Here is a 23,316-nt window from a genome sequence, read left to right as displayed (position 1 = left end):
AAGATCCAGAAGGCGCGCGGCAGATACGTCAAGTTTACGACCGGGTGTTCTTGAAGACTGAATAAACGACGGCTGGGCGCCGTATCATTCCAATCGTCCCTGGCGTGAGGAAGGGGGTATTGGATTCATTTCCTGCGACCACACCACCCCTGCGATTTTCCAGCCATCGATGGTGCGCACCATCTGCCAGCTTTCCTTGCCCCAATTTTCCTTATAGCTACCGTTGACAAAGGTGTAGTCGAACCAGACCTGCCCAACGTCGCCATCGCTATCGATGCGCACGTTGGTGATCGTCTCGTCGATTTTCTCCTTGTCTTTGACCACAAAGTTGATAAATTTTCGGGGACTGCTGTTGAAGAATTTAATAGGCCGTTTCAATTCAGGCTGGGGCCTGTTCGCGTACATCCTTTCGATACTGGCATCCGTGGTGACACCAGTCCAGGTGATGTCCTCTTTCACGAACAATCGTAGAAATGCTTCCTCGTCCTTGTTGACGATAGCCGCACGGAAGGTTTCAATCACTCGTTCGATTTGCGCCTTGTCGTTTCTGTCCGGCGTCTGGGCCATGGCGAATGGGGACGAGATGGCTAGTCCGCCGAAAATTAATACACTAGCTAGTGGTCTACGCATTGTTTTCCTAAAATCGTGGGCAGTTATGTGCTGTCATCAAAATCACCTTAAGGCGGTGAAGCCGGAATCATTCCGATCGTTCCTAGCCAAGTCTCGACCAGCAAGGGCCACTTCGTGATTGGAGATTTGGCAGGACGAAGGCCAAACGCGTGCCCGCCATTGGCGAACAAGTGCATTTCAGCGGGCACATTCTGCTTCCTTAGGGCTGCATAGTAAAGCAGAGAAAACTCGACGGGATCCACCGGATCGTCTTGAGCGTGAAGCAGGAAGGTCGGAGGTGTTTGGCTCGTGACTTGAATGGTCGGATTCAGTCTTGACAGGTCCGCTTTGTAATTCACCGACATATGCCCTGGATACAGAGCCACGGCAAAGTCGGGGCGGCAACTCTCCTTGTCGGCGTCATCAACAGGCGCATAGATGCGCTGAGCATGCGTACTGATTGAGGCGACCAAATGCCCGCCTGCGGAAAAGCCAAGTACCCCGATCTTCCTCGGATCGATTTTCCATTCGGCTGCATTGTGGCGAATGAGCCCCAGCGCTCTTTGCGCGTCTTGCAGCGCGGTGTGCGTTTTCGGGATGACACGCATGTTGCGAATTTGATCCCAGTGCGGACCAGATCCTGGAACGCGGTATTTCAAGAGTACACACGTCACACCTATCGATGTCAGCCAATCACAGACTTCCGTTCCCTCAAGATCGATAGCCAGGTGCCAATAACCGCCGCCAGGAAAAACTACCACAGCGGCGCCCGTGTTTGCTCCTTTGGGCGGGTAAATCGTCATCGTCGGACGTGTGACATTGGCGACCTCCAACCAGGACTTCCCAGCGACGAGCCGCTTGTCCTGCAGCGTCACTTCCTCTTCAGGCCCAGGGGTTGGATTGGCGTTAGGTATGGCTCCAGGCCAGATCGGTAATTGCGTATATCCGTTTTCCGGTTGCCACGCGGCTGCGTGCACATTGAAAGAAGATGCTGCAAATACACAAAGAAGATACTTCAAGAAATTTACTTTCACGTGTAGGAGCTGAACCGCAGCTCTTGGCGGTTCTCCATTAGCTTTCATATTCGGGCTTATGAATTGTCAGGGAACCTTTGCATGGCCAAGAACCACTTGGTCATTTACGACATAAAGAGTGTTGCCGCTATCTAATCGATCCCTGGATATGATAGCTCGCACTCTATATTTACACTCCTCTTTGTTGCGAAATCCGAGGAGGGAGCGCTCCTTCCCGAGTACCAAAGTTGCCTTTGGGCCGAGTGTTAGCCAAGGAACGGCAAAGTCACCTTGGCAAGGCATATAAGCGTGAACAAGAACTTCATAGCCGTCCTTGGTCTTATTCAGTATCAGCGAACCCTCCACGCTATTGGAAACAGTCGCTTTCTCCACCAACGTGACGCCCGACGCCAAGGTGAACGATGCAGTTTCTTCCGCCCAGCAACTTAGCGCGAATATACTTAGGTAAACTATTACGAAAATTTTCATCAGCTCTTCCATTAGCGCCGCTTCCTTCGCCAAGCCAGCGGGCATTCCTGGGGAGGACTCGCGCCGCATGGCTTTGCCATTGCCCATAATTTACATCAAGGCAGGTTCGTGAAAATGCGTGCTTTGTCACTACGGCTGCTACAAGTCCGGCGCCGGCAATACAGCCGTGCTCCACGGCGCAAGCTGGCGCCAGCCTAGGCTCATGTAGAGGTCCCGGCCTTCTTTCGTGGCGACCAGCAGGCGTTCCGTCACGCCGGCTTGCCTCGCTATCGCATCCAGCCTCTGCATGACCACCGTTCCCAGGCCCCGGCGGCGATGGAATTCGGAGGTGATGATCTGGTCGAATACGCCGCAGCCTTGGTCCGTGGTGATTCGGCCTGATGCGGCTAGCTCGCCATCCGCGTGCATGACGCGCACGAGCTTGGCGCCATGTTCCGCAGACTCTTCGATGGCATAGCCGGTTGGAAGTTCTGCTTGCCTGGCCATCGCCTCGGGGCCGAGCATCAGGTAGCCCGGGTCTTCCACGGTCCAGCGCGCCGGCAGCGCGGCGCGCAGCACAGCGGGATCGACCGGCGCTTTCAGGTAAATGAGGGGGGCGTGGATACGCTCGGCGCATGCCTGCAGCGCAGGTCCGGCGTCAAGGAATACATGCCGGCGCAATTGCAGCGGCATGCCGACTTCGACGCTCAAACCACCGTGCTCCCTGACGGGCAGCGGCACGCCACGGGACAGGCTCCAGCCGGTCAACCAGCGTTCCAGAAGGGACAAATCGATCTCGGTCATTGTCGGTGCTTTCGGCTAAAAGAGTTCATCGAGCTGTTCGAAGAATTCACGCTTGGCTGGGGCGTCGGGCAGGCCCAGGCCGAGTAGCAGCTGCCCGGCGGCCTGGTCGGAAACGTCTTCCCGCAGGTTGCGGTGCGCGAAGGCGATGTCCATCCAGCGGTCCGCCAGCCCTCCCCGGCCGAAGTCGATGAAGTGCAGCTGGTCGTGCTGGTCGATAAAGACATTGCTGTCGCCCAGGTCGCCATGCGCGAAGACCAGGTCTTCCTGCGGGATGGTGGAGCGCAGGCGCGCTACCAGATCCTGCGGCGTGGAGAGGCCCGGCCATGGCGCGAGGTCGTAGTCCTCGTCGATAAGGCCTTTGCCGAGCAGGTAGTCCAGTTCGCGCAAGCGGAAATGCGCGCCGGCATCGAATGGGCAACCGGCGGCGGGAATGGATTGCACTTGGCGCAGGGCTTCGAGGAACAGCTCGAGCACGGGCTGCCCGGCTTCGACGCGCGCAGACAGCGGCACGCCCGGCACGGCGCGCGTGATCATGTATTCGTGCGTATCGCCGCTGGCGGCGAGCACCACTTCGGGCACGTTCAGCCGCCCGGAAAGCCAGCCTAGTATGGCGGCTTCGCGCCGCACGCTATAGGTGGTGGGCGCGTACACGGCCGGGGAAGCCTTCAGGTAGAACAGCTCCTTGCCGCGCTTGAAGCTGTGCACCTGGCAAGGCGATTCGCCGATCTTGTCGTGCCGCAGTGCGGCGTTCCCGATAAAACCGGCAATCGCTGGCGGCCGCATGCGCTTACAGCTTGCCGAGCGCCTGCTCGATGTCGGCGATCAGGTCGTCCGGATCTTCCAGGCCGATGTTAAAGCGGACCAGGATGCCTTTGCCGTGCTGCCAGTCCTGGCGCATGGCCTGGATGCGGTACGGCACCGCCAGGCTGTTGGCGCCGCCCCAGCTGTAGCCGATGCCGAACAGTTTCAGCTCGTCGACGAAGCGGTCGGTCTGCACTTCGGTGTAGCGCTCGTCGAACAGCACCGAGAACAGGCCGCCCGCGCCGCTGAAGTCGCGCTTCCAGATGTCATGGCCCGGGCAGTCTTCCAGCGCGGGGTGCAGCACCTTGGTGATTTCGGGGCGCGCTTTCAGCCACGCCGCCACCTTGCGCGCGCCCTTGTCGTGCGCTTCGAAGCGCAGCTTCATGGTCGGCAGGCCGCGCAGCACCAGGTAAGTGTCGTCCGCGCCCACGCCCATGCCCAGCCGCATGTGCGCCTGCGAGATGCGGTCGTGCACGGCGCGGTCGCGCGTGATGACGGCGCCCATCAGCACGTCCGAGCCGCCGGACTGGTACTTGGTCAGCGCCTGCATCACCACGTCCACGCCCAGCTCGAAGCCGCGCAGCGCCAGGCCGGCGGCCCAGGTGTTGTCCAGCGCGACCAGCGCGCCCTTCTCGTGCGCGGCCTTGCAGATGGCCGGCAGGTCCGGCACCTCCATCGACACCGATCCCGGCGCCTCGGTCCACACCAGCCTGGTGTTCGGCTGGATCAGCGCGGCGATGCCGGCGCCGATCAGCGGATCGTAATAGCGCGCGCTGACGCCGAAGTCGGCCAGCCAGCGCCCAAGTTCGCGGTTGGGGTTGTAGACGTTATCCGGCAGCAGCACGTCGTCGCCGCTTTTCAGCAGCGCGAAGTCGACCATGGCGATGGCCGCCAGCCCGCTCGGCGCCAGCAGGCAGTGCAGGCCGCCTTCGATTTCGGCCAGCCGCGCTTCCAGCGTAAAGGTGGTGGGCGTGCCGTGCAGGCCGTAGGTATAGGCGTTCTTCTCGCGCCACTCGCCCGAGCGCAGCGCGGCGACGTTCTTGAACAGCACGGTCGATGCGTGGTGGATGGCGGTCGGGAAAGCTGCGAAGCCGGACGGCGCTTCATAGTCGGTGTGGATCAGGGCGGTCTGCTGGGATTTTGGATTCGTCATGGCTCTTGAATGAAAAAAGGCGGACCGCCTGTGCGCGTCCGCCTTCGATTTTACAGCAGTGGAATAATTACGCCTCGCCCCACAGGTCATGCGCGTCGGCGCGGGTGATTTCCACGTCGAAGAATTCGCCCACTTTCAGTTTCTTGTGCGGCTCGTATGGCTTCTTCACGTAGACCACGCCGTCGATCTCGGGCGCGTCCGCCGCGGAACGGCCCACTGCGCCGCTCGGGGTCAGCTCGTCGATCAGCACGCGCACGGTCTTGCCGACCTTGGCCTGCAGGCGCTTGCGCGAGATTTCCTCTTGCAGCAGCATCACGCGGCCGCGGCGCTCTTCGCGCACTTCTTCCGGCACCGGGTTGGCGATCTCGTTGGCGGTCGCGCCTTCCACCGGCGAATAGGCGAAGCAGCCCAGGCGGTCGATCTGGGCCTCTTTCAGGAAGTCCAGCAGATATTCGAACTCGGCTTCGGTCTCGCCCGGGAAGCCGGCGATGAAGGTGGAGCGGATGGTCAGGTCCGGATTCATGGCGCGCCAGCCCAGGATGCGGTCCAGATTCTTCTCGCCGCTGGCCGGACGCTTCATGCGCTTGAGCACATCGGGATGCGCGTGCTGCATCGGGATGTCCAGGTAAGGCAGGACGTGCTCGCCCATCAGCGGAATCACCTGGTCGACGTGCGGATATGGGTACACATAATGCATGCGCACCCAGGCGCCGTACTGCTTGGCCAGCTCACCCAGCGCTTCCATCAGCTGGGTCATATGGGTCTTGATCGGGCGGCCGTTCCAGAAGCCGGAGCGGAACTTCACGTCCACGCCGTAGGCCGAGGTGTCCTGCGAAATGACCAGCAGTTCCTTCACGCCGGACTTGAACAGGTTCTCCGCTTCCAGCATCAGCTCGCCGATCGGGCGCGACACCAGGTCGCCGCGCATGGACGGGATGATGCAGAAGCTGCAGCGGTGGTTGCAGCCTTCGGAAATTTTCAGGTAGGCGTAGTGCTTGGGCGTGAGCTTCACGCCTTGCGGCGGCAGCAGGTCGATGAAAGGCTCATGCGGCTTCGGCAGGTGGAAGTGGACCGAGGCCATCACTTCGCCCAGCGCGTGCGGACCGGTCACGGCCAGCACTTTCGGGTGGATGGTCTTGATCATGTCGTTGCCGTCGCCGTCCTTCTTGGCGCCCAGGCAGCCGGTGACGATGACTTTGCCGTTCTCGGCCAAGGCTTCGCCAATGGCGTCCAGCGATTCCTGCACGGCGGCGTCGATAAAGCCGCAGGTGTTGACGATCACCAGATCCGCGCCGTCGTAGGACTTGGCGGTCTCGTAACCCTCGGCGCGCAGCTGGGTCAGGATTTGTTCGGAGTCAACCAGCGCTTTCGGGCAGCCGAGCGAAACGAATCCGACTTTGGGAGCGGTGCCGGCGGGTGCCGCTGCGGTTGCAGCCTTGGGAATACGGGAGATTTCTTGCATGGTAGTGGGGAGCGATCAATGTTCAAGCCAATCGGCCATTATACCCTATGCGGGCCCAGGCAAAACGTTTCCCAAATGCATTTCACTTATGTATAATTGCCTTAAGTTAAAGATTCCATCCCAGAGGCACGTTTGCTCAGCTTACACACCAGCCAGGCCAATCTGGCCGCACTGAACGCCACCTCCGCCACGCAGAGGCAGATGGCCATCAGCTCGACGCGGCTGGCGACCGGCTACCGCATCAACTCGGCGATGGACGACGCGGCCGGGCTGCAGATCGCCACGCGCCTGAAGGCGCAAAGCAGCGGCATGAAGGTCGCCATGCGCAACATCCAGAACAGCATTTCGCAGCTGCAATCGGTGGAAACGCTGTACGAGAGCATAGGCAACAACTTGCTGCGCATGCTGGACCTGGCCACCGCGGCGGCCGACAGCGGCTACACCGAAAACGACCGTGCCGCCATGCAGGCCGAGTACGACGGCCTGGCCAAAGACAACAGCCGCGCCATCTGGCACGAGACGGTGTTCGGCGAAAGCGGCCTGTTCCCGGGCGGCACCTTCACCGACTTCGACCGCTCCTTCCAGATCGGCTCCGACGCCAGCGAACGCTTCATTTTCCAGTTCGACGACGCCTACACGGACGCCTTCCAGCCGCTGACGCAAACCTCGGTCTTCAACGCCGGCAACATTGCGGCGCTGCCCGTGCTGGGGGACGAACTGCTGGGCGGCAAGGCCAGTGACACGATAGACAAGGTCAACAAGGCTATCGACGGCGTCGCGGCCGGCCGCTCCATCTTCGGCTCGGTCTCCAACCGGCTGGAGCATGCTTACACCAATCTGCAGAACATCAGCCTGAACACCACGCGCGCCGAAGGCCGCTTCATGGATGCCGACTTCGCCCAGGAAACAGCGGCCATGACGGCCAGCCAGATGCTGATGCAAAGCGGCACCGCCATGCTCAAGCAAAGCAGCAGCGTCAGCAGCCTGATCATCTCCCTGCTCCAGTAATAGTCCAAAGCAAAAAAGGGGTCAGGGTTAGTTTTCCCACACGGGAAAACTAACCCTGACCCCTTTTTGCAGTGGGGAAAGCTTATTGCTTACTTTTTGTCGGTGGGAGGCACCGGCATGACGAAGGGGAAGGCGCCGAACAGGTTTTTGCTCTGGTTCTGCATCTGCTCCTGCATCTGCACGAACAGGCTCTTGCTCTGGTCGATATAATTATTCATCATGCCTTGCATCATCGGGCCTTGCACGTTCATGAACTGGGTCCACATTTCCGGACTGAACGGCTTGCCGTCCAGCGAGGCGCCGGTGAATTTGCGCTGGATGTCGGTGAAGGCTTCGACGTTCTTTTCCAGGTAGGAACCCATCATGCCCTGCATGGCGTGGCCGTAGTAACGGATGATCTGCGCCAGCACGCTGGTGGAGAACATCGGCACGCCGCTGGCCTCCTCTTCCAGGATGATTTGCAGCAGGATGCTGCGGGTCAGGTCTTCATTCGACTTGGCGTCGACCACCGTGAATTCTTCGTTGTCCAGCACCAGCTGCTTGACGTCGGTTAAGGTGATGTAGGAGCTGGTCTGCGTGTCATACAGCCGGCGATTGGGATATTTCTTGATCAAGCGTTCCGCATTTTTTTTTGCACTACTCATCACAAGTCCACGTATTGCGCCGCAGCGCGTTAATCCGAAAAAAAAGCGAACCAGGTCCGCTTTTTCACAAGCCTCATAGTCCTATTATAGAGTGAAAAAAACTCATCAGCACGTTCTGGCTTATAACTTTCGTGTTTTATTGCAACGCAACCAAGACGCTAGTCGGCTTTCATTTTCACGTAGCGGCCTGGGGCCGGCTCTATAGGCTGGTGTGCGGCGTTGCCGGGCTGGGTCGGCGCCTTGACGTCCTTGCCGCCGTGCTCGGCCAGGAACTTGGCCCATTCCGGCCACCAGCTGCCCGCGTGCTCGGCCGCGCCCTGCAGCCAAGTGTCGGCGTCCGGACGCTTGGCCTTGACGGTCTTGGGCGTGGCGTCGTCGTTGATCCAGTAGCTGCGCTTTTTCTTCGAGGCGGGGTTGATCACGCCGGCGATGTGGCCGGACGCACCCAGCACGAAGCGGTTGGCCTTGGGCTTTTTCGGGTTCAGGATGTTCAGCGAGCTGTAGGCCGAGGTCCACGGCACGATGTGGTCTTCGCGCGAGGCGTAGATGAAGGCCGGCGCGTCGATGGCGGACAGGTCGATCTTTTCGCCCGCCACGGTGAGCTTGCCGGGCTCCTTCAGGCTGTTTTCCAGATAGGTGTTGCGCAGATACCAGCAGAACATGGGGCCGGGCAGATTGGTGCTGTCCGAGTTCCAGTACAGCAGGTCGAACGGCACCGGCTCGTTACCCTTCAGGTAGTTGGACTGCACATAGTTCCATACCAGGTCGTTCGGGCGCAGGCTGGAGAAGGTGGTGGCCAGGTCGCGCCCCGGCATCAGGCCGCCCGCCTTGAGCGACTGCTCGCGCAGCGCCACCTGGGTTTCGTCGACGAAGACGTTGAGCACGCCGGTGTCGCTGAAGTCGAGGAAGGTGGTCAGCAGGGTGAGGCTGGCGGCGGGCTGCTCGCCGCGGGCGGCCAGCACGGCCAGCGCGGTGCTGACCAGGGTGCCGCCCACGCAGAAGCCGAAGGCGTTGATCTTGTCCTGCCCGCTGATCTCGCGCACTAGGCCGATGGCGTTGATCACGCCGCGCTCGACGTAGTCGTCCCAGCTCACCTGGGCCATGGACTGGTCCGGATTGCGCCAGGACACCAGGAACACGGTGTTGCCCTGCTCTACCGCGTAGCGCACCACGGAGTTTTCCGGCTGCAGGTCGAGAATGTAGAATTTGTTGATGCACGGCGGCACCATCAGCAGCGGACGCTCGTGCACCTTGGCGGTGGCCGGCGTGTACTGGATTAGCTGGAACAAATCGTTTTCGTAGACCACGTGGCCCGGCGTCAGCGCCAGGTTGCGGCCCACTTCAAAGGCGGACTCGTCCGACAGCGAGATGTGGCCCTTCTGCATGTCGCCCAGCATATTGGCCAGGCCCTTGGTCAGGCTTTCGCCCTTGGTTTCCACCAGCTTCTGCTGGGCTTCCGGGTTGGTGGCCAGGAAGTTGGCGGGCGACATGGCGTCCACCAGCTGCTGCACGGCGAAGCGGATTTTCTGCTTCTGCTGCGGCGCGGCGTCGATGGAGTCGGCCATGGCGGTCAGGAATTTGGCGTTAAGCAGGTATGATGCGGCATTGAATGCGGTCACCGGGTTGCTTTGCCAGGCGCTCGAGGAGAAACGGCGGTCGCTCAGCGACGGCGCCTTGCCGGACAGGACTTCCTGCCACAGCGCGCCGAACTGCTGGAGGTAGTCGTTTTTCAGCTGCTCGATCGTGTCAGGCTTGATGGTGGCGCCCGCATCGCGCAGGATGGCGCCGATGGGGTGGGACTGGACGTCCGGCACCATGTTGAACCAGGATTGCCATTGGGCCGGGTCGCTGAATTGCGAGGTCCAGGAGGTGGCAAAGGCTTGAGGATCGGGCAATTTCATGTTTAGTCCATAAAAAGAGTTTTTTACCGAGACTGCTTATGCTGATTGTCGCTGTTGCTTGGATCTACGTGGTGGTGCTGATGGCATTCACCGAACCTACCGTGGTTGCCGGAATTATGACGTTTTTGCTGTATTGCGTGTTGCCTTTGGGAATACTATTCTATTTAACAGGGTCGGGCCGGCGCAAGCGCGCCCGCGCCGCGCGCGAGCAAGCGGCCCAGGAACAGACCGCTGCCGCCTGCGAGCGGCCACCCGAAGCCTAAGGCCTTCCGGCCGCGCCTCATTTGATCCAGATCAAACTCGCCTGCCGTCCGGTCACGCCGTCGCGCCGGTAGGAGTAGAAACGGCCGGAGTTCGATACCGTGCAGTATTCTCCGCCCGCGACGCGCAGCACGCCGTCGCGCCGCAGGATGGCGCGCGCCAGCGCGTACATGTCCGCCAGGTATTTGCCCGGCTTGCCCGTGATCGGCACGATGGCGGCCCGCACCAGGCCCTCCGCCGCCGCGTCGCCGGAGGCCTGCGCCTCTTTCAGGAAAGCCTGCAGCACGTCGTTGCCGACTTCGAAGCGCACCGGGCCGATGGCCACGCCCAGCCAGGCCATGATCTCCCCTGCCCCCGCCTCGCGCATGGCGCGCGTGGCTTCCTGCAGCACGCCGTCGGCCAGGCCGCGCCAGCCGGCGTGGGCCGCGCCCACCACCGCGCCGGCGGTGTCGCAGAACAGCACCGGCAGGCAGTCGGCCGTGAGGATAGCGCAAACCGTGTTCGGCGCGCGCGCGATACTGGCGTCGGCCGTGGGCACCTGGCCGGGACGGACCTTGTCCGCATCCGCCACGGCCACGCCGTGCACCTGGTTCAGCCAGACCGGTTCGTCCGGCAATTCCGCCGCCAGCATGGCGCGGTTTTGCGCCACATTGTGCGGCTGGTCGCCGACATGGATACCAAGGTTGAGCCCGCCTCCACCCTGGCCGTCGTCATAGGGCGCGGGGCTGACGCCGCCGCGCCGCGTGCTGGCCAGCACGCCGATGTTCGGCGGCAGGCCCGGCCAGTCGGGAACCAGCCATTGCGGAGCGCTCCTCGGTCCTGTCATCAGTCGTCGTCGCCGTAGTCGAAGTCGTCTTCCTGGTAGTCGTCTTCAATGTCGCCGCCCACGTCGTCCAGGCCGGGGTTGTGGATGCCGACCTGCTCCAGCAGCGCGGCGAAGTCGTCCGCCAGCGGGACGCGCCATTCGCAGTCCTCGCCGGTGGCCGGGTGGATCAGGCCCAGGCGGCGCGCCTGCAGGGCCTGGCGCGGGAAGAAGTGCGTCAGGTGGGCCTTGCCGTACACATAGTCGCCGATCAGCGGGAAGCCGAGGTGGGCCATGTGGACGCGGATCTGGTGGGTGCGGCCGGTGGACAAACGGCACTGCACCATGCTGACCGGACGGCCTTCCAGCACGCCGGACTCGATGCGCTCATAGTGCGTAATAGCAGGCTTGGCGCCCAGGCCGGTGGACACGGCCATCTTCACGCGGTCCTTGGGATGGCGGCCCATGGGGTTGTTGATGGTGCCGCCGGACTGCGGCGTGCCCCACACCAGGCACCAGTATTCGCGCTTCACGCTGCGCGCCTGCAGCTGGCGCACCAGGTCGGTCTGTGCGGCCAGGGTCTTGCCCACCACCATCAGGCCGCTGGTGTCCTTGTCCAGGCGGTGCACGATGCCGGCGCGCGGCACGCCCATCAGCTGCGGGCAGTGGTGCAGCAGGCCGTTCAGCAGCGTGCCGCTCCAGTTGCCGTTGCCGGGGTGGACCACCAGGCCGGCGGCCTTGTTGACCACGATCAGGTGCTCGTCCTCGTAGACGATGTCCAGGTCCATCGGCTCCGGCTTGAAGGCCTCGGTTTCCTGGTCCGGCTGCGGCAGGATGACGACCTTCTCGTCGCCATACACGGTGGCCTTGGTTTTCGATGGCTTGCCGTCCACGGTAACGAAGCCGCCTTCGATCCACATCTGCAGGCGGCCGCGCGAAAACTGGGGCACCAGCTTGGAGATCACTTTATCCAGGCGTTCGCCGCACGCTTCGGGGCTCAATTCGAGTACGATAGGGGCCAGCGCGTCGCTGGCCTCGTCTTCGCCCAGGAAGTCCGCATCAAAGTCGGCGTCTATTTCGTTATTATCGTTATTAGTTAAAATCACAGCATTCCCATCGGCTATAATCAGCCAGTTGTACATATCTTGGTTAAACGTTCTTGCAAAACAACATGCAAAAAAAATTATCGGTAAGCGCGGCAAAAACAGCAGCAACAGCAGCAACTTTCTTAGTGCTCAGCCTCTCAGGCTGCAGCTTGCTGCCGGAAAAGGCAGATGAAACCAAAGGCTGGTCCGCTACGAAATTATACTCGGAGGCCAAGGAGGAATTGGCCGGCGGGCACTACGAGCGTGCAATTCAGTTGTTTGAGAAGCTGGAAGCGAGCTATCCGTTCGGCACTTATGCGGTGCAGGCGCAGATGGAAATCGCCTACGCCAACTACAAGGCCCAGGATCAAGCCCAGGCGCTGGCGGCCGTGGAACGCTTCATCAAGCTGCATCCCAATCATGCCAACGTAGACTATATGTACTATCTGCGCGGCCTGATCAGCTTCAACGATCAGATCGGCTTCCTGAACTTCATCTACGAACAGGATCCCACCGAGCGCGACCCGAAGGCCACCCGTGAGGCCTTCGCAGCGTTCAAGGCGCTGGTCGACAAGTTCCCGGACAGCCAGTATACGCCGGATGCCATCGACCGGATGAAGTATCTGATTAACGCGATGGCCTCGTATGAGGTGCACGTGGCGCGCTACTACTACCGCCGCGGCGCCTACCTGGCCTCCGTGAACCGCGCCATGGGCGTGATCAGCGACTACCGCGACTCGCCTTCCATCGAGGAAGCGCTGTTCATCATGATCCGTGGCTACGAGAAAATGGGCAACGTGCAGATGCACGACGACGCCCTGCGCGTGTTCAAGAAGAACTACCCGAACAGCAAGTTCCTCGACGAAGGCGTGAAAAAAGAACGCCAGTGGTGGAAACTCTGGGGCTAAGCCGTTGAAGCTCCCGCAGCGCGGGAGCTTTGATTACTCGGCAACGCGGCGGCGGAACACCCAGGTGCGTTCGTCCGAGTCTTTCTTGTCGAAGGCGTAGCCGTCCACGTCGAAGGCTTTCAGCTTTTCCGGATTCGTAATGTTCTTCACCGCCGCGTAGCGGGCCAGCAGGCCGCGCGCGCGTTTGGCGTAGAACGAAATGATCTTGTATTTGCCGTTCTTCCAGTCCTCGAACACCGGCGTAATCACCGGCATGCCCAGCCTGGCGCGCTTGACCGACTTAAAATATTCCTCGGAAGCAAGGTTAATCAGCACTTCGGCGCCCTGCTCCTCGGCGGTCCGGTTCAGCGCGTCGGCGATGGTGTCGCCCCAGAAGGTGTACAAATCCTTGCCGCGCGGCGTGCTCAGGCGCGTGCCCATTTCCAGGCGGTGCGGGTGGATCAGGTCCAGCGGGCGCAGCATGCCGTACAGGCCGGACAGGATGCGCACGCGCTGCTGCGCGTAGCCCAGCTGCTTGGGCGTGAGCGTGCGGGCGGCCAGGCCGTCGTACACGTCGCCGTTAAAAGTCATCACCGCCTGGCGCGCTTCCGACGTATCCTTGGTCCAGGACGCATAGCGGGCCACGTTCAGCGTGGACAGCGCATCCGAAATATCCATCAGCTCGCCGATTTCGGCGGGCGAGAAATCGCGCAGGCGGCTGATCAGCTGTTCCGAATGGTCGAGAAAATCGGGTTGGGTGTGCAGTTTGGTGGTCGGAGGGGTCTCCAGATCGAGACTTTTGGCGGGTGAAAGCACTATCAGCATAAATTTTAAACATTACTTCATATCAAGAACCGACATGATACCTGTTTCACCAAAACGCATCGTGCTGGACACCAATGTCTGCCTCGACCTGTTCGTGTTCAAGGACCCGCGCTGGTCCGCCCTGCTCACCGCGATTGAAAGCGGCGCCGTGGAAGCCATCACCCGGGCCGACTGCCGCGCTGAATACCTGGTGGTGCTGCACTACAAGCACCTGCCGCTGGACGACGACAGCCGCCCGCTGAGCGCGGCCCGTTTCGACCAGCTGATCAAGGTGGTGGAGCCGCCCGAGTCCGGCGTGCGCCTGCCGGTCTGCACCGACCGCGACGACCAGAAATTCCTGGAGCTGGCGCGCGACGCCGGCGCCGCCATCCTCATCACCAAGGACAAGGCCCTGCTCAAGCTGGGCAAGCGCCTGGCCAAGGCCGGCATGTTCAAGGTCATGGTGCCGGAGGCGTGGACCCCGGAAGCCTGAGCGCCTCTCTCAAAATTGTGGGCGGATGAGCAACACCGAATAGTGGCGGCTGCGCTAGAATAAGCATACGCATTCTTCCGTCTACGCCCCATGAACAGCCGTCAAATACTGCCCGCACCCCCCGTCCTGGCCACCCGCTTGCCGGCGGTCGGCACCACCGTTTTCACGCGCATGTCCGCGCTGGCCGCCGAACACGGCGCCGTCAACCTGGGCCAGGGCTTCCCGGACTTTGCCTGCGAGCCGAAACTGGTCGACATGGTGAGCGACGCCATGCGCGCCGGCTTCAACCAATACCCCATGATGACCGGCGCGCCGGTGCTGCGGCAGGCCATCGTCGACAAGATCGCCGCGCATTACGGCCACCGCTACGACGTCAACGCCGAAATCACCGTCACCGCCGGCGCCACGCAGGCGCTGACCACCGCCATCCTGTGCGCGGTCCATCCGGGCGACGAAGTAATCGTGATCGAACCCGCTTACGACAGCTACCTGCCCGCCATCGAGCTGGCCGGCGGCGTGGCCGTGCGGGTGCAGATGGCGGTGGGAGAAGCGGGCTACAGCGTGCCCTGGGACCAGGTGCAGGCCGCCGTCAGCGGCAAGACCCGCATGATCGTCATCAACACCCCGCACAACCCCACCGGCACCGTGCTGCGCGCGGCCGACATGCAGGCGCTGGCCGATATTGTCCGGGGCAGCAACATCCTGATCCTGTCGGACGAAGTGTACGAGCACATGGTCTACGACGGCGAGCGGCACGAATCGATCTGCCGCTCTCCGGAGCTGGCGGCGCGCAGCTTTGTGGTGTCCAGCTTCGGCAAGACCTACCACGTGACCGGCTGGAAAATAGGCTATGTGGCCGCGCCCGCCGCGCTGATGGTGGAGTTCCGCAAGGTTCACCAGTACAACGTCTTTTCCATCAATACGCCCATGCAGCACGGCATCGCCAGCTATATGGCCGATCCGGCGCCCTACCAGCAGCTGCCGGCGTTCTACCAGCGCAAGCGCGACATCTTCCGCAACGGCCTGCAAGGCAGCCGCTTCGAGCTGTTGCCGGCCGACGGCACCTATTTCCAGTGCGTGCGCTACGGCGCCATTTCGGACCTGCCGGAAGCGCAGTTCGCCGAATGGGTGACCACGGAAGTGAAAGTGGCGGCGATACCGGTTTCCGCGTTTTACCAGCAAGGCCAGGAGTCCGGCATCGTGCGCTTCTGCTTTGCGAAAAAAGACGACACACTGGCCCTGGCGCTTGAACGCCTGGCCAGAATATAAGAAGACGGCAGCACGGGGATAGAGCCATGAACCAGTACAGCAGCCTGAAAGACATCGTCCTGGGCGACACGCCCAACCTGGCCATGGCGCGGCCTTCCGCACTCAACGCGCTGAACAAGTCCAACCGCCGCCTGGAAAAGCTGCTGGCCGATTTGCGCAACGAAGCGAACGCGCAGAGCGAACTGCGCGCCATCGCGCGCGAAGTGATGGCGGCGGTGCAGCTGAACCAGGACGTGGCGCTGGCCAGCATCTTCCTGAGCCAGATCGCCGGCACCTATGCGGTGCGCCATTGCATCGAGACCGCCATCGTGGCCACGCTGGTGGCGCAGCGCATGCGCAAGCCGCAGGAGGAAATGCTGGTGATCGCGGCGGCCTCGCTGACCATGAACGTGGGCATGCTGCGCCACCAGAACACCTTCAACAAGAATTCAAGCCTGAGCAGCGAGGAAATGTCCATCGTGCGCCGCCATCCGGAGGAAAGCGTGGACCTGCTGCGCGACGCGGGCGTGGACGACGAGGAGTGGATCGCCTGCGTGCTGATGCACCATGAGAACGACGACGGCACCGGCTATCCCGAAGGCCGCACCAGCGCGCAGATCACGCAGAACGCGCGGCTGATCAGCCTGGCGGACCGCTATTGCGCGCAGGTGTCGGCACGCAACTACCGCTGCTCGGTGCTGGCGGACAGGGCATTGAACAATTTGCTGGGCGACCCGGCCAAGGTCAGCGATGCGCTGCTGGCGGACCAGTTCATCAGCCAGATAGGCAAGTACCCGCCGGGCGCGCTGGTGCGCCTGCAAAATGGCGAGGTGGGCGTGGTGACGCAGCGCGACGGCAGCGGCGAGATCCACATCCACTGTTTGCGCGATGCCAACGGCAAATCCTTGCGCGACGCCAGCGGCCTGAGCCAGGCCTTGCGCCGCGCCAGCGACCCCGACTGCGCCATCGCCGAAGTCCTCAGCGAAGACCAGGCCGACGTGCGCTTCAGCATGAAGCAAATCTGGGGCGAACAGGCTAGCTTGTAGCCCGCCAAACCTCAGCGTCCCAGCTGCTGCAGCTTGCGGTCCACGAAACTCTGCAGCTCCTGCGACAGGTTGCCGCTGTTCTTCGCGCGCGTGAACGCCTCCTGCGCTTCGGGGTTGCGCTTGTCGGCCATCAGCGCAATTCCCAGCCCCATCCACCACACGCCGTTCTGCGGCTGCAAGCGCAGCGCGGCCTGATACTGCTCGGCCGCTTCGCGGTTGCGCTGCGCGCGCTGCAAGGCGCCGGCCAGGAAGGCGATGTAGTCGCCGTTCCCGCCCGCGTAGGGCAAGGTGCGCTGCAAGGTCTCGATGGCCGGGCCACCCTTCTCTATCTGCAAGCGCGCCAATATCATGGCCATCTGCGGCTGCTTCAAATCCAGGCCCAGTCCGAACTGCAAATGGCGCATGGCCTCGTCCAGGCGCTTGTTCTCGATCAGCAAGCCCACCAGCGTCTGGCGGGCCGTATCGTGGCGCGGATACAGGAACACGGCCTGCTCCATATTGGCCAGCGCATCCGGCACGCGACCTTCCTGTAATGCCGCCAAACCGCGCCGGTAGGCATTCTCGCCCTGCTGCTGCGACGTGACCGTCACGCCGCCAGTGCCGGGCGGGGTTGCGGCTTCGGCGCCGCGCACCGCCTTGGCTTTAGCCTCGGCCTTCGCCGCGCGCGCGGCGGCCGGCGCGTCTGCCGTGCCAGCTGCGGACGTGGCTGCGCGGCCAGCTGCGGCGAGGGCTTTCGCACTGGCTTTGGCCGTGGCCGCGTCGGCCGCAGCCAAACGCTCCGCCTCGATCCTGGCCTGGCGCGCCTTCTTCTTGGCCGCCTTCAGTTCCGCCGCCAGCTCTGCGGCGTTGTGCTCATCCGCTTTGGCGCGGGGCGGGCGGCGTGAGAAACTCGCTGCCGTGTCGCCGGCGTCTGGCGCAACGGCGTCCGGCGCTACCGGCATGGGGCGCACCACGGCCAGCAAAGGCGCCGAACCGTGCGGCGCCGCAGCACCGCTCCCCGCAGCGACAGACCCAGCAGCGGGCGCTGCATTGGGAGCAGCAGGGGCAGCAGCGCGGGCCGCCGCCGGGGCAGCGGGAGCGGTGGCAGGCACAGCCTCCGGCTTGTGCATAAACCGCCAGCCCAGCCAGCCGCTCAGGCCCAGTAGCACCACGGCCAGTCCGGCCCCTGCCGCCATCATGGCGCGCGGTGGCTGGCCTGTGGTGACGGCGCGCATCTGCGGCACGCTGCTGTGCCCGGCCTGCGCGCCACCGCGCGCGTCCAGGTCCTGCAGCATTTTATTTATCAGACTCATTTGATCAAAGCCCAGGTAATGCCGCACGCCGCCAGCGCCAGTCCGGCAGCGCCGGCGAACCACGGCCATGCCGCGCGCGGCGGCGCCACCGTATCGGAGGCGGCCAGCGTCACATGGCGCTTTTCGACCTGCTGGCGGCCTTCGCCATACGCCAGCATCAGCGCCTTGTGCGACATGATGTTGACCAGCCGCGGTATGCCGCCGGTCGCCAGGTAAAGCTTGCGCACCGCGCCGCGCGCGAACAGCCTGCCGCCGGCATAGCCCGCAATACGCAAACGATGCGCCAGATAATAATCCAGGTCGTCCTTGGACAAGGCGCCCAGGTGGTAATGGAAAGTGATGCGCTGCGCCAGTTGCCGGATGGTCGGGCTTTCCAGGTGCGCGTTCAGCTCGGGCTGGCCGAACAGCACGATCTGCAGCAGCTTGCGCTTTTCGGTCTCCAGGTTGGTCAGCAGGCGCAAGGCTTCCAGGCTTTCCACCGGGATCGCCTGCGCCTCGTCCAGGCACAGCACCACCTGCTTGCCCTGCCCCGCCAGTTCCAGCAGCCGGTAGTTGATGGACTTGAGCAGCTGGTGCTGGTCCACGTCGCGCTCCAGCGTAATCTCCAGCTCGTCGGCCAGGGCCAGCATCAGCGTGCGCGGCTCGAGATAGGGATTGGGAATGTAGGCGGTGACGAATTCCTCGCCCAGCGTGGCCATGAACTTGCGGCACAGCAGCGTCTTGCCGGTGCCGACCTCGCCCGTAATCTTGATGAAGCCTTCACCGCTCCGGGCTGCCACCAGCAGCGTATTCAGCGCTTCCTGCGAATGCGGGCTGGTGAAGAAAAAGCTCGTGTCCGGCGTGATGCTGAAAGGCACCTCGCGCAGGCCGAAGTGGGACTTGTACATCAGCGGCGCTCCATAGGCCGGCGCGGGTCCAGCTTGTCGATGCGGCCGCTGGCGTCCTGCATATCCTGCGTCCAGCTGGCGGCGCCGTCCACGATGGTGGGCTTGATCAGCACCACCAGTTCGCGCTTCTGGGTCTGGCTGTCGGTATTGCGGAACAGCGCGCCCACCACCGGAATGTCGCCCGCGCCGGGCAGCTGGGAACGGTCGTTGACGGTGGACTGGCGCATCAGGCCGCCGATCGCCACGATCTGGCCGTCCTGGCCGCGCACCATGCTGTCCATCTCCGAGGTGCTGGAAGCGGCGAGCGGCAGGTTCAGCGAACCGGCGCTGCCCAGGTTCACCACCTTGTTCACGGTGGTCACCTGGCTGACCGACGGATGCACGTGCAGCATGATGTTGCCCTCGTCGTCGATCTGCGGCGTCACGTCCAGCACCACGCCGGAGAAGAACGGCTGCAGCGTCACATTCGGGCTGGTGGTGTTGCCGGTGGCGTTGGAATTGGTGGTGGTGCTCACGCCGGTGACGTAGAACTCGTCGGTGCCTATCTTCAGCACGGCCTTCTGGTTGTTCATGGTGGCGATGCGCGGGCTGGACAGCACGTGCACCGAACCTTGCGACTCCAGGAAGGAAATCATGGCGGCAAAATTGCTGGTCTGGAAGGCCAGGCCGAACAGCGAACCGGGATTGGTGGCGGCGTTGGCCAGCGCAAAGCCGGTGCTCGCGGCCAGGCCGGCGCCGGTGGTCATGGTGGGCGGCTGGCCGCCGGCAAACGGCAGCGGCTGCAATGCGGAGCCCGGCTGCAGGAAGCCCGCAGAGACGCGGTTGTCATGCCCGGTTTTAAAGGAGGCGAACGAGGCCCAGTTGATGCCGCTCTGGAAGCCGGTGTTGAGCTGCACTTCCAGTATCTTCGCCTCCAGAATCACCTGGCGCTCCACCGCCAGCTGGGTGGCCTTCAGGTACTGGTCCACATTGCGCAGCTGCTCGGGCATGGCGCGCACCACGATAACCCCGGACTGCGGGCTGATGACCAGGCTGCGGCCGTCGGCCACGCCGCCCATCAGCGCGGTCAGCGCTTCCTTCAGGTCGGCCCAGAAATTGCTGTCGGACGTGGTGGTGACGTTGCTGGAATCTTCCTGCGTTGCATGCTGGCCGTTCTGCTGCGGCTGCTGCGGCGTGTTGTTCTGGCCGTTGCCGCTCTGCCCGCTCTGGCCGGACGTGGTGGCGCCCGCCGTGCCCACCGAGGTGGACGACACGCGCACATTGGAGCTGCCCTTGCGGTTGGCGGTCAGGTAGTTCACCTTGAACATGCGGGTCTGCATGGTCAGCGGACGGATGTAGATGCGCGTGCCTTCGACCTTGTAGTCGTAGCCGTACAGCTCGCGCACCGCGTCAAGCGCCTCGAACAGCGTCACGTCCTTCAGGTGGGCAGTGATGGTGCCGCTCACTTCAGGGTGGATCAGCATGTTGTAGCGCGTGCCCGCCACGATGGAATTGTAGAATTGCTGCACCGGCACCTGGTTGAACGCCACGTTGAAGCGCTCGTCCAGCACCGCGCGCGCCTTGGGCAGCTGCGAGGCCAGCGCCGGCAGCTGCGGCAGCAGCGCCGCCTCCACCGCGTCGGGCGCGGCCTGCTGGCGCGGCGAGTTGGCGGCGGCCTGGCGCACTTCCTTGCCGATCTCCTCATAAGTGTCGCGCTTCGCGGCAATCTGGCTCTGGCAGGCCGCCAGGCTGGCTACGGCGCCGGCGGCGCAAGCGAGGTGTATGAGTTTTTGCATGGTTATCACTCGGTTGGAGCCTGTTATTTTGTGCTTCATGGTTTGGCGAACAGCTTCAGCGTTTCCCGGGATTTGCCCCGGCGCAGTACCACTTCCGTTTCGCCCACCCGCTCGACGACGGCATCGCCAACTTTCATTCCCACCCGCACCATTTCGCCATTAATCACGGCGACGCGGCGCCCGCCTGGCTCGCGCGAGACGAGGATGGACTGCAACTGCGGCGCAGCCGGCTCCGCGGACCCGCCCGCCTCGCCGCCCTGCACGCCCATGACGGCGGGCGGCTTGGTGGGATCGGCCAGGCTTTGCGCTTGCGCCGGCCCCGCCAGCAGGCAGGCCAGTGCGGCGTACAGGGCGATATGCTTCACAGCGCTATCCATTTCGTATCCAGGCTCAGGGTGTACAGCGTCAGCGTGAGGCGCGCTTTCGGATAGTCTTCCGCTTCCAGCGTGGCCTTGCCCCAGAACAGCTGGGACGGCATATGCTCCAGCGCTTCCATATAATTCACCATGTCCAGGTAGCTGCCCTGCAGCACCAGCTGCACGCCGTGGCGGTACAGCAGTTCTTCCTGCTTGGCGGGGACCGGCGCGGCGGCGGCACCGGCGGCGGCGGCATTGGCGGGCGCTGCGGGAGCGGCGGGCTGCAACAGATTGTTGGCAACGCGCTGGGTGTCGTTCAACACCGGCGCGGCGCCGCCTTCCGGCTCGGCAAAACGGCCGTCGCTCATGCCGCGCGGCGGCAGCGTCTTCAGCGACACCAGCTTCAACTTGCCGCCTTGCAGCATCTGCTCCAGCATATGGCCTATCTTCTCCGGCGCCACCAGCCCTTTTTGCATGGTGCGCAAGGCGGTGCGCATGGACTCGTTCTCAGTTTTGAGCTTGGCCAGGCGGTTCTTGCTGCCCTGGTCGGGGTCAATCTGCGCCACGGCCTGGCGCTGCGCCAGTTCCATGTCGTTGGCGGCCATCTGCTGCCGCTGCTGGCTGATCACAGCTTTGAGCGACTTCTCGCGCGCCAGCGCCGGCTCTATCATCATGGTGTAGAGCAAGAACACGATCATCGCGGCGGCGGCGCCGCAGGCCATCAGCCGCTCGCGCAGGCTCAGCGCTTCAATGCGGGCCGCCAGTTTCAACCATTGCTGCTTCATGGCGCCTCCGCTTTGGCGCCGGCGGGCATGGCTTGCAGGCGGAATTCAATATAAGGCGCCACTGCGGGCGCACTGGATGCGCCTTCGCCGCCCGGCGGCGCCGTGCTCAGCGCGGGCGCGCCCGGCACGGCCGCAGCGGGCTTGGGCTGGTTCATCTCCAGGTGGCCGAAGCTGGTGCCTTTCAACACCGGCTCACGCGACAGCCCGCCCAGATAGCCCGGCAGCAGGCTGGCCTGCAGGGTGCGCCCCTGCAAGCCGATCTCATTGCCCGCGCCGACGATCTGCACGCCGGTCAGCCACAAGCCGTTGACGCGGCTGCGCGCAAACGCCTTGAAGTAAGCCGAGTAGCCGCGCGTGTTGCCGAACTCGCCCTTGTCCAGTATGGCCGACACGCCCAGCAGCGCGCGGTTTTCGGCCTCGGCCTGGTCCAGTTCCTGCTGCACCGTGGCGCTGCGCTGGCGCGGCGCCAGTTCAGTCAGCGCGGCGGTCTTGCGGGTTTCACTCTGCGCCAGCTCGCTCTTGACGGCGGCGGCCTGCGCCTCCAGCGCGGCGGCGCGCTGCTTTGCCACCATGCCGGCGGCCAGGCCGGCCAGCAGTACAACGCCCAGCACGCCAGCCAGGGCGGCGGCGGAGAAATAGTTCTTCTGCTTGAGGAAGCGCGGATTGAAGAGATTGATCTGCTGGCTCAAGGGCGGCCTCCTTCATCGCGCAGGGCGGCGCCCAGCGTCATGAAGTAGCGCGCCTGCTGCGCCGGGTCGCGCAGTTCGGGCACTTGCTCCAGGTCCAGCACACTGTCCAGGTCCAGCACTTCCACCGGCAGATACAGGTTGCGCGACAGGTAGTCGTGCAGCTCCGGACTGCCGGTCGGCGCCAGCACCAGCTTGGATACTGCGACATGGCTGAACTGCCGCTCGAAGTGGTCCAGCGAACGCTGCAGCTCCAGCGTGATGCGGTCGTGCAGCTGCTGCTGCTTGCCGCTGTCGCCGATCAGCAGCTGGGCCAGCGTGATGTCCATGCGGCGCGCCAGGTACAGCTCGCCGCCGAAGGTGACCGTCAGCAGGCCGCCGTCCATGTCGAACGACAGCAAGGCCACGCCGCGCCCTTCCGGCTCCAGCATGGCTGAGATATTGCGCTGGGCCATTTCAGGGATGTCGATGACGTCCAGGCAGACCTTGCTGCCCGCGAACAGGTTCTGGCGCGGCTCGATCACGCTATTGCGCGCGGCCACGGCAAACACCTGGTGGTTGTGGGCGGGCGCGTTCTTGGCCACCGGCACATCCAGCACGTCCACGGTGGCGTCGGCTACCGGAAAGTCGATCATGTCTTTCAGGCGCCAGCTCACCGCCGTCTTCAATTCCTCGGCCGGCACATTGGGCGCTTCCAGCATCAGCAGCTGGTATTCGCCCATGCCCAGCACGCTCGAGCACTGGTACTGCGCCGTGTTCAGGTCCTTGTGCAGACGCGCCAAGGCCGCGCCGGCCTGCTCGCGCGCGCCTTGCACAAACAGCGCCGTCCGGACAGCGGGCTTGGCTTCGCGGCGGCGCTCGACGCGCGCAGCCAGCACGCCGTCCGCATAGAGCGCAATGGCAAGCCAGCCGTCTTTTTTCTTCGCTTTTCCCCAAAAACCCATAAAACCGTCTCAATATTTAGCGATGCATTCACAAACCGTCGCAGTGGCTTGATTATATTCAAGATTCCTGCCGCGTCGAGGCCATATTTCATCCCTTGAAAC

Annotated in this window: 25 protein-coding genes; 6 read left to right on the top strand and 19 right to left on the bottom strand. The window is 63.2% G+C overall.

Annotation, left to right across the window (positions count from 1 at the left end; all coding sequences use genetic code 11):
* Positions 1–84: 84 nt before the first annotated feature.
* The 7 genes from AC07S4_RS20715 to rimO form a co-directional block, all read right to left on the bottom strand.
* On the bottom strand, positions 85–630 hold the full coding sequence (locus tag AC07S4_RS20715) for a YybH family protein (protein WP_494988448.1): 546 nt from the start codon (positions 628–630) through the stop codon (positions 85–87).
* 47 nt (positions 631–677) lie between these two features.
* Positions 678–1,628, bottom strand: a complete 951-nt coding sequence (locus tag AC07S4_RS20710) for an alpha/beta hydrolase (RefSeq protein WP_494988447.1) — start codon at positions 1,626–1,628, stop codon at positions 678–680.
* A gap of 81 nt (positions 1,629–1,709) precedes the next feature.
* Positions 1,710–2,198 carry a hypothetical protein gene (locus AC07S4_RS20705; protein ID WP_494988446.1) on the bottom strand — a complete coding sequence of 163 codons (489 nt, stop codon included), beginning with the start codon at positions 2,196–2,198 and terminating at the stop codon, positions 1,710–1,712.
* Between the two features lie 51 nt (positions 2,199–2,249).
* Positions 2,250–2,894, bottom strand: coding sequence for a GNAT family N-acetyltransferase (locus AC07S4_RS20700; protein ID WP_494988445.1), 645 nt, complete (start codon positions 2,892–2,894; stop codon positions 2,250–2,252).
* Between the two features lie 15 nt (positions 2,895–2,909).
* Positions 2,910–3,677, bottom strand: a complete 768-nt coding sequence (locus tag AC07S4_RS20695) for an APH(3') family aminoglycoside O-phosphotransferase (protein ID WP_494988444.1) — start codon at positions 3,675–3,677, stop codon at positions 2,910–2,912.
* A gap of 4 nt (positions 3,678–3,681) precedes the next feature.
* Complete coding sequence (locus AC07S4_RS20690) at positions 3,682–4,848, bottom strand: cystathionine beta-lyase (protein WP_494988443.1); 1,167 nt, start codon at positions 4,846–4,848, stop codon at positions 3,682–3,684.
* A gap of 67 nt (positions 4,849–4,915) precedes the next feature.
* Positions 4,916–6,310: a 30S ribosomal protein S12 methylthiotransferase RimO gene (gene rimO, locus AC07S4_RS20685; protein WP_494988442.1), complete on the bottom strand. Its 1,395-nt coding sequence runs from the start codon at positions 6,308–6,310 to the stop codon at positions 4,916–4,918.
* Between the two features lie 132 nt (positions 6,311–6,442).
* Between rimO and AC07S4_RS20680 the strand changes: the two genes are divergently transcribed.
* A complete protein-coding gene (locus AC07S4_RS20680; RefSeq protein ID WP_494988441.1) occupies positions 6,443–7,318 on the top strand; it encodes a flagellin N-terminal helical domain-containing protein in 876 nt (291 codons plus the stop codon).
* A gap of 89 nt (positions 7,319–7,407) precedes the next feature.
* Here AC07S4_RS20680 and phaR read toward each other — a convergent pair whose 3' ends face one another.
* Together phaR and phaC are read right to left on the bottom strand one after the other, a co-directional pair.
* Positions 7,408–7,962 (bottom strand): polyhydroxyalkanoate synthesis repressor PhaR, encoded by a 555-nt coding sequence (phaR, locus tag AC07S4_RS20675; protein WP_228896446.1) that lies wholly within the window; start codon positions 7,960–7,962, stop codon positions 7,408–7,410.
* A gap of 158 nt (positions 7,963–8,120) precedes the next feature.
* Positions 8,121–9,863, bottom strand: coding sequence for a class I poly(R)-hydroxyalkanoic acid synthase (gene phaC, locus AC07S4_RS20670; protein ID WP_494988440.1), 1,743 nt, complete (start codon positions 9,861–9,863; stop codon positions 8,121–8,123).
* A gap of 38 nt (positions 9,864–9,901) precedes the next feature.
* On the opposite strand from phaC, the gene AC07S4_RS20665 reads away from it, so the two are divergent.
* Positions 9,902–10,126 (top strand): hypothetical protein, encoded by a 225-nt coding sequence (locus tag AC07S4_RS20665; protein ID WP_494988439.1) that lies wholly within the window; start codon positions 9,902–9,904, stop codon positions 10,124–10,126.
* Positions 10,127–10,143: 17 nt separating this feature from the next.
* Here the strand turns inward: AC07S4_RS20665 and pgeF are convergent, their stop codons facing one another.
* Together pgeF and AC07S4_RS20655 are read right to left on the bottom strand one after the other, a co-directional pair.
* A complete protein-coding gene (gene pgeF, locus AC07S4_RS20660) occupies positions 10,144–10,950 on the bottom strand; it encodes a peptidoglycan editing factor PgeF (protein WP_494988438.1) in 807 nt (268 codons plus the stop codon).
* Complete coding sequence (locus AC07S4_RS20655) at positions 10,950–12,029, bottom strand: RluA family pseudouridine synthase (protein WP_494988620.1); 1,080 nt, start codon at positions 12,027–12,029, stop codon at positions 10,950–10,952. Before AC07S4_RS20655 ends, pgeF begins: the two co-directional genes overlap by 1 nt.
* Before the next feature lie 68 nt (positions 12,030–12,097).
* Here AC07S4_RS20655 and AC07S4_RS20650 point away from each other — a divergent pair, with 68 nt between their 5' ends.
* On the top strand, positions 12,098–12,919 hold the full coding sequence (locus AC07S4_RS20650; protein WP_161072346.1) for an outer membrane protein assembly factor BamD: 822 nt from the start codon (positions 12,098–12,100) through the stop codon (positions 12,917–12,919).
* A gap of 33 nt (positions 12,920–12,952) precedes the next feature.
* Here the strand turns inward: AC07S4_RS20650 and yaaA are convergent, their stop codons facing one another.
* Positions 12,953–13,723 carry a peroxide stress protein YaaA gene (gene yaaA, locus AC07S4_RS20645; RefSeq protein WP_494988437.1) on the bottom strand — a complete coding sequence of 257 codons (771 nt, stop codon included), beginning with the start codon at positions 13,721–13,723 and terminating at the stop codon, positions 12,953–12,955.
* 34 nt (positions 13,724–13,757) lie between these two features.
* On the opposite strand from yaaA, the gene AC07S4_RS20640 reads away from it, so the two are divergent.
* The 3 genes from AC07S4_RS20640 (at position 13,758) to AC07S4_RS20630 (ending at position 16,489) form a co-directional block, all read left to right on the top strand.
* Entirely contained in the window at positions 13,758–14,195 is a 438-nt protein-coding gene (locus tag AC07S4_RS20640; protein WP_494988436.1) for a putative toxin-antitoxin system toxin component, PIN family, read from the top strand.
* A gap of 90 nt (positions 14,196–14,285) precedes the next feature.
* A complete protein-coding gene (locus tag AC07S4_RS20635; protein ID WP_494988435.1) occupies positions 14,286–15,464 on the top strand; it encodes a pyridoxal phosphate-dependent aminotransferase in 1,179 nt (392 codons plus the stop codon).
* Between the two features lie 26 nt (positions 15,465–15,490).
* Complete coding sequence (locus AC07S4_RS20630) at positions 15,491–16,489, top strand: HD-GYP domain-containing protein (RefSeq protein WP_494988434.1); 999 nt, start codon at positions 15,491–15,493, stop codon at positions 16,487–16,489.
* Positions 16,490–16,500: 11 nt separating this feature from the next.
* On the opposite strand, the gene AC07S4_RS20625 is transcribed toward AC07S4_RS20630, so the two are convergent.
* The 7 genes from AC07S4_RS20625 to AC07S4_RS20595 are packed head-to-tail and all read right to left on the bottom strand — an operon-like array spanning position 16,501 to position 23,214.
* The gene (locus AC07S4_RS20625) at positions 16,501–17,781 is read right to left on the bottom strand and encodes a tetratricopeptide repeat protein (RefSeq protein WP_494988433.1); all 1,281 of its coding nucleotides are present in this window, start codon (positions 17,779–17,781) and stop codon (positions 16,501–16,503) included.
* Positions 17,778–18,668: an ExeA family protein gene (locus tag AC07S4_RS20620; protein WP_494988432.1), complete on the bottom strand. Its 891-nt coding sequence runs from the start codon at positions 18,666–18,668 to the stop codon at positions 17,778–17,780. The genes AC07S4_RS20625 and AC07S4_RS20620 overlap by 4 nt, the downstream gene beginning before the upstream one ends.
* Positions 18,668–20,443 carry a pilus (MSHA type) biogenesis protein MshL gene (gene mshL, locus AC07S4_RS20615; RefSeq protein ID WP_494988431.1) on the bottom strand — a complete coding sequence of 592 codons (1,776 nt, stop codon included), beginning with the start codon at positions 20,441–20,443 and terminating at the stop codon, positions 18,668–18,670. The genes AC07S4_RS20620 and mshL overlap by 1 nt, the downstream gene beginning before the upstream one ends.
* 35 nt (positions 20,444–20,478) lie before the next feature.
* Positions 20,479–20,820, bottom strand: coding sequence for an MSHA biogenesis protein MshK (locus tag AC07S4_RS20610; protein ID WP_494988430.1), 342 nt, complete (start codon positions 20,818–20,820; stop codon positions 20,479–20,481).
* Positions 20,805–21,584, bottom strand: coding sequence for a type II secretion system protein M (locus AC07S4_RS20605; RefSeq protein ID WP_494988429.1), 780 nt, complete (start codon positions 21,582–21,584; stop codon positions 20,805–20,807). The genes AC07S4_RS20610 and AC07S4_RS20605 overlap by 16 nt, the downstream gene beginning before the upstream one ends.
* The gene (locus AC07S4_RS20600; protein ID WP_494988428.1) at positions 21,581–22,273 is read right to left on the bottom strand and encodes an MSHA biogenesis protein MshA; all 693 of its coding nucleotides are present in this window, start codon (positions 22,271–22,273) and stop codon (positions 21,581–21,583) included. The genes AC07S4_RS20605 and AC07S4_RS20600 overlap by 4 nt, the downstream gene beginning before the upstream one ends.
* Positions 22,270–23,214, bottom strand: coding sequence for an agglutinin biogenesis protein MshI (locus AC07S4_RS20595; protein ID WP_494988427.1), 945 nt, complete (start codon positions 23,212–23,214; stop codon positions 22,270–22,272). The genes AC07S4_RS20600 and AC07S4_RS20595 overlap by 4 nt, the downstream gene beginning before the upstream one ends.
* Between the last annotated feature and the right edge of the window lie 102 nt (positions 23,215–23,316).

The organism is Pseudoduganella sp. GW821-FHT05F09, assembly GCF_059419605.1.
This window is presented reverse-complemented; position numbering and strand designations above follow the sequence as displayed.

Coding starts and splice junctions, on each gene's coding strand:
- AC07S4_RS20715 (WP_494988448.1), bottom strand. CDS start 630: ATGCGTAGACCACTAGCTAGTGTATTAATTTTCGGCGGACTAGCCATC.
- AC07S4_RS20705 (WP_494988446.1), bottom strand. CDS start 2,198: ATGGGCAATGGCAAAGCCATGCGGCGCGAGTCCTCCCCAGGAATGCCC.
- AC07S4_RS20700 (WP_494988445.1), bottom strand. CDS start 2,894: ATGACCGAGATCGATTTGTCCCTTCTGGAACGCTGGTTGACCGGCTGG.
- AC07S4_RS20695 (WP_494988444.1), bottom strand. CDS start 3,677: ATGCGGCCGCCAGCGATTGCCGGTTTTATCGGGAACGCCGCACTGCGG.
- AC07S4_RS20690 (WP_494988443.1), bottom strand. CDS start 4,848: ATGACGAATCCAAAATCCCAGCAGACCGCCCTGATCCACACCGACTAT.
- rimO (WP_494988442.1), bottom strand. CDS start 6,310: ATGCAAGAAATCTCCCGTATTCCCAAGGCTGCAACCGCAGCGGCACCC.
- phaR (WP_228896446.1), bottom strand. CDS start 7,962: ATGAGTAGTGCAAAAAAAAATGCGGAACGCTTGATCAAGAAATATCCC.
- phaC (WP_494988440.1), bottom strand. CDS start 9,863: ATGAAATTGCCCGATCCTCAAGCCTTTGCCACCTCCTGGACCTCGCAA.
- AC07S4_RS20665 (WP_494988439.1), top strand. CDS start 9,902: ATGCTGATTGTCGCTGTTGCTTGGATCTACGTGGTGGTGCTGATGGCA.
- pgeF (WP_494988438.1), bottom strand. CDS start 10,950: ATGACAGGACCGAGGAGCGCTCCGCAATGGCTGGTTCCCGACTGGCCG.
- AC07S4_RS20650 (WP_161072346.1), top strand. CDS start 12,098: ATGCAAAAAAAATTATCGGTAAGCGCGGCAAAAACAGCAGCAACAGCA.
- yaaA (WP_494988437.1), bottom strand. CDS start 13,723: ATGCTGATAGTGCTTTCACCCGCCAAAAGTCTCGATCTGGAGACCCCT.
- AC07S4_RS20640 (WP_494988436.1), top strand. CDS start 13,758: ATGATACCTGTTTCACCAAAACGCATCGTGCTGGACACCAATGTCTGC.
- AC07S4_RS20635 (WP_494988435.1), top strand. CDS start 14,286: ATGAACAGCCGTCAAATACTGCCCGCACCCCCCGTCCTGGCCACCCGC.
- AC07S4_RS20630 (WP_494988434.1), top strand. CDS start 15,491: ATGAACCAGTACAGCAGCCTGAAAGACATCGTCCTGGGCGACACGCCC.
- AC07S4_RS20625 (WP_494988433.1), bottom strand. CDS start 17,781: ATGAGTCTGATAAATAAAATGCTGCAGGACCTGGACGCGCGCGGTGGC.
- AC07S4_RS20620 (WP_494988432.1), bottom strand. CDS start 18,668: ATGTACAAGTCCCACTTCGGCCTGCGCGAGGTGCCTTTCAGCATCACG.
- mshL (WP_494988431.1), bottom strand. CDS start 20,443: ATGCAAAAACTCATACACCTCGCTTGCGCCGCCGGCGCCGTAGCCAGC.
- AC07S4_RS20610 (WP_494988430.1), bottom strand. CDS start 20,820: ATGGATAGCGCTGTGAAGCATATCGCCCTGTACGCCGCACTGGCCTGC.
- AC07S4_RS20605 (WP_494988429.1), bottom strand. CDS start 21,584: ATGAAGCAGCAATGGTTGAAACTGGCGGCCCGCATTGAAGCGCTGAGC.
- AC07S4_RS20595 (WP_494988427.1), bottom strand. CDS start 23,214: ATGGGTTTTTGGGGAAAAGCGAAGAAAAAAGACGGCTGGCTTGCCATT.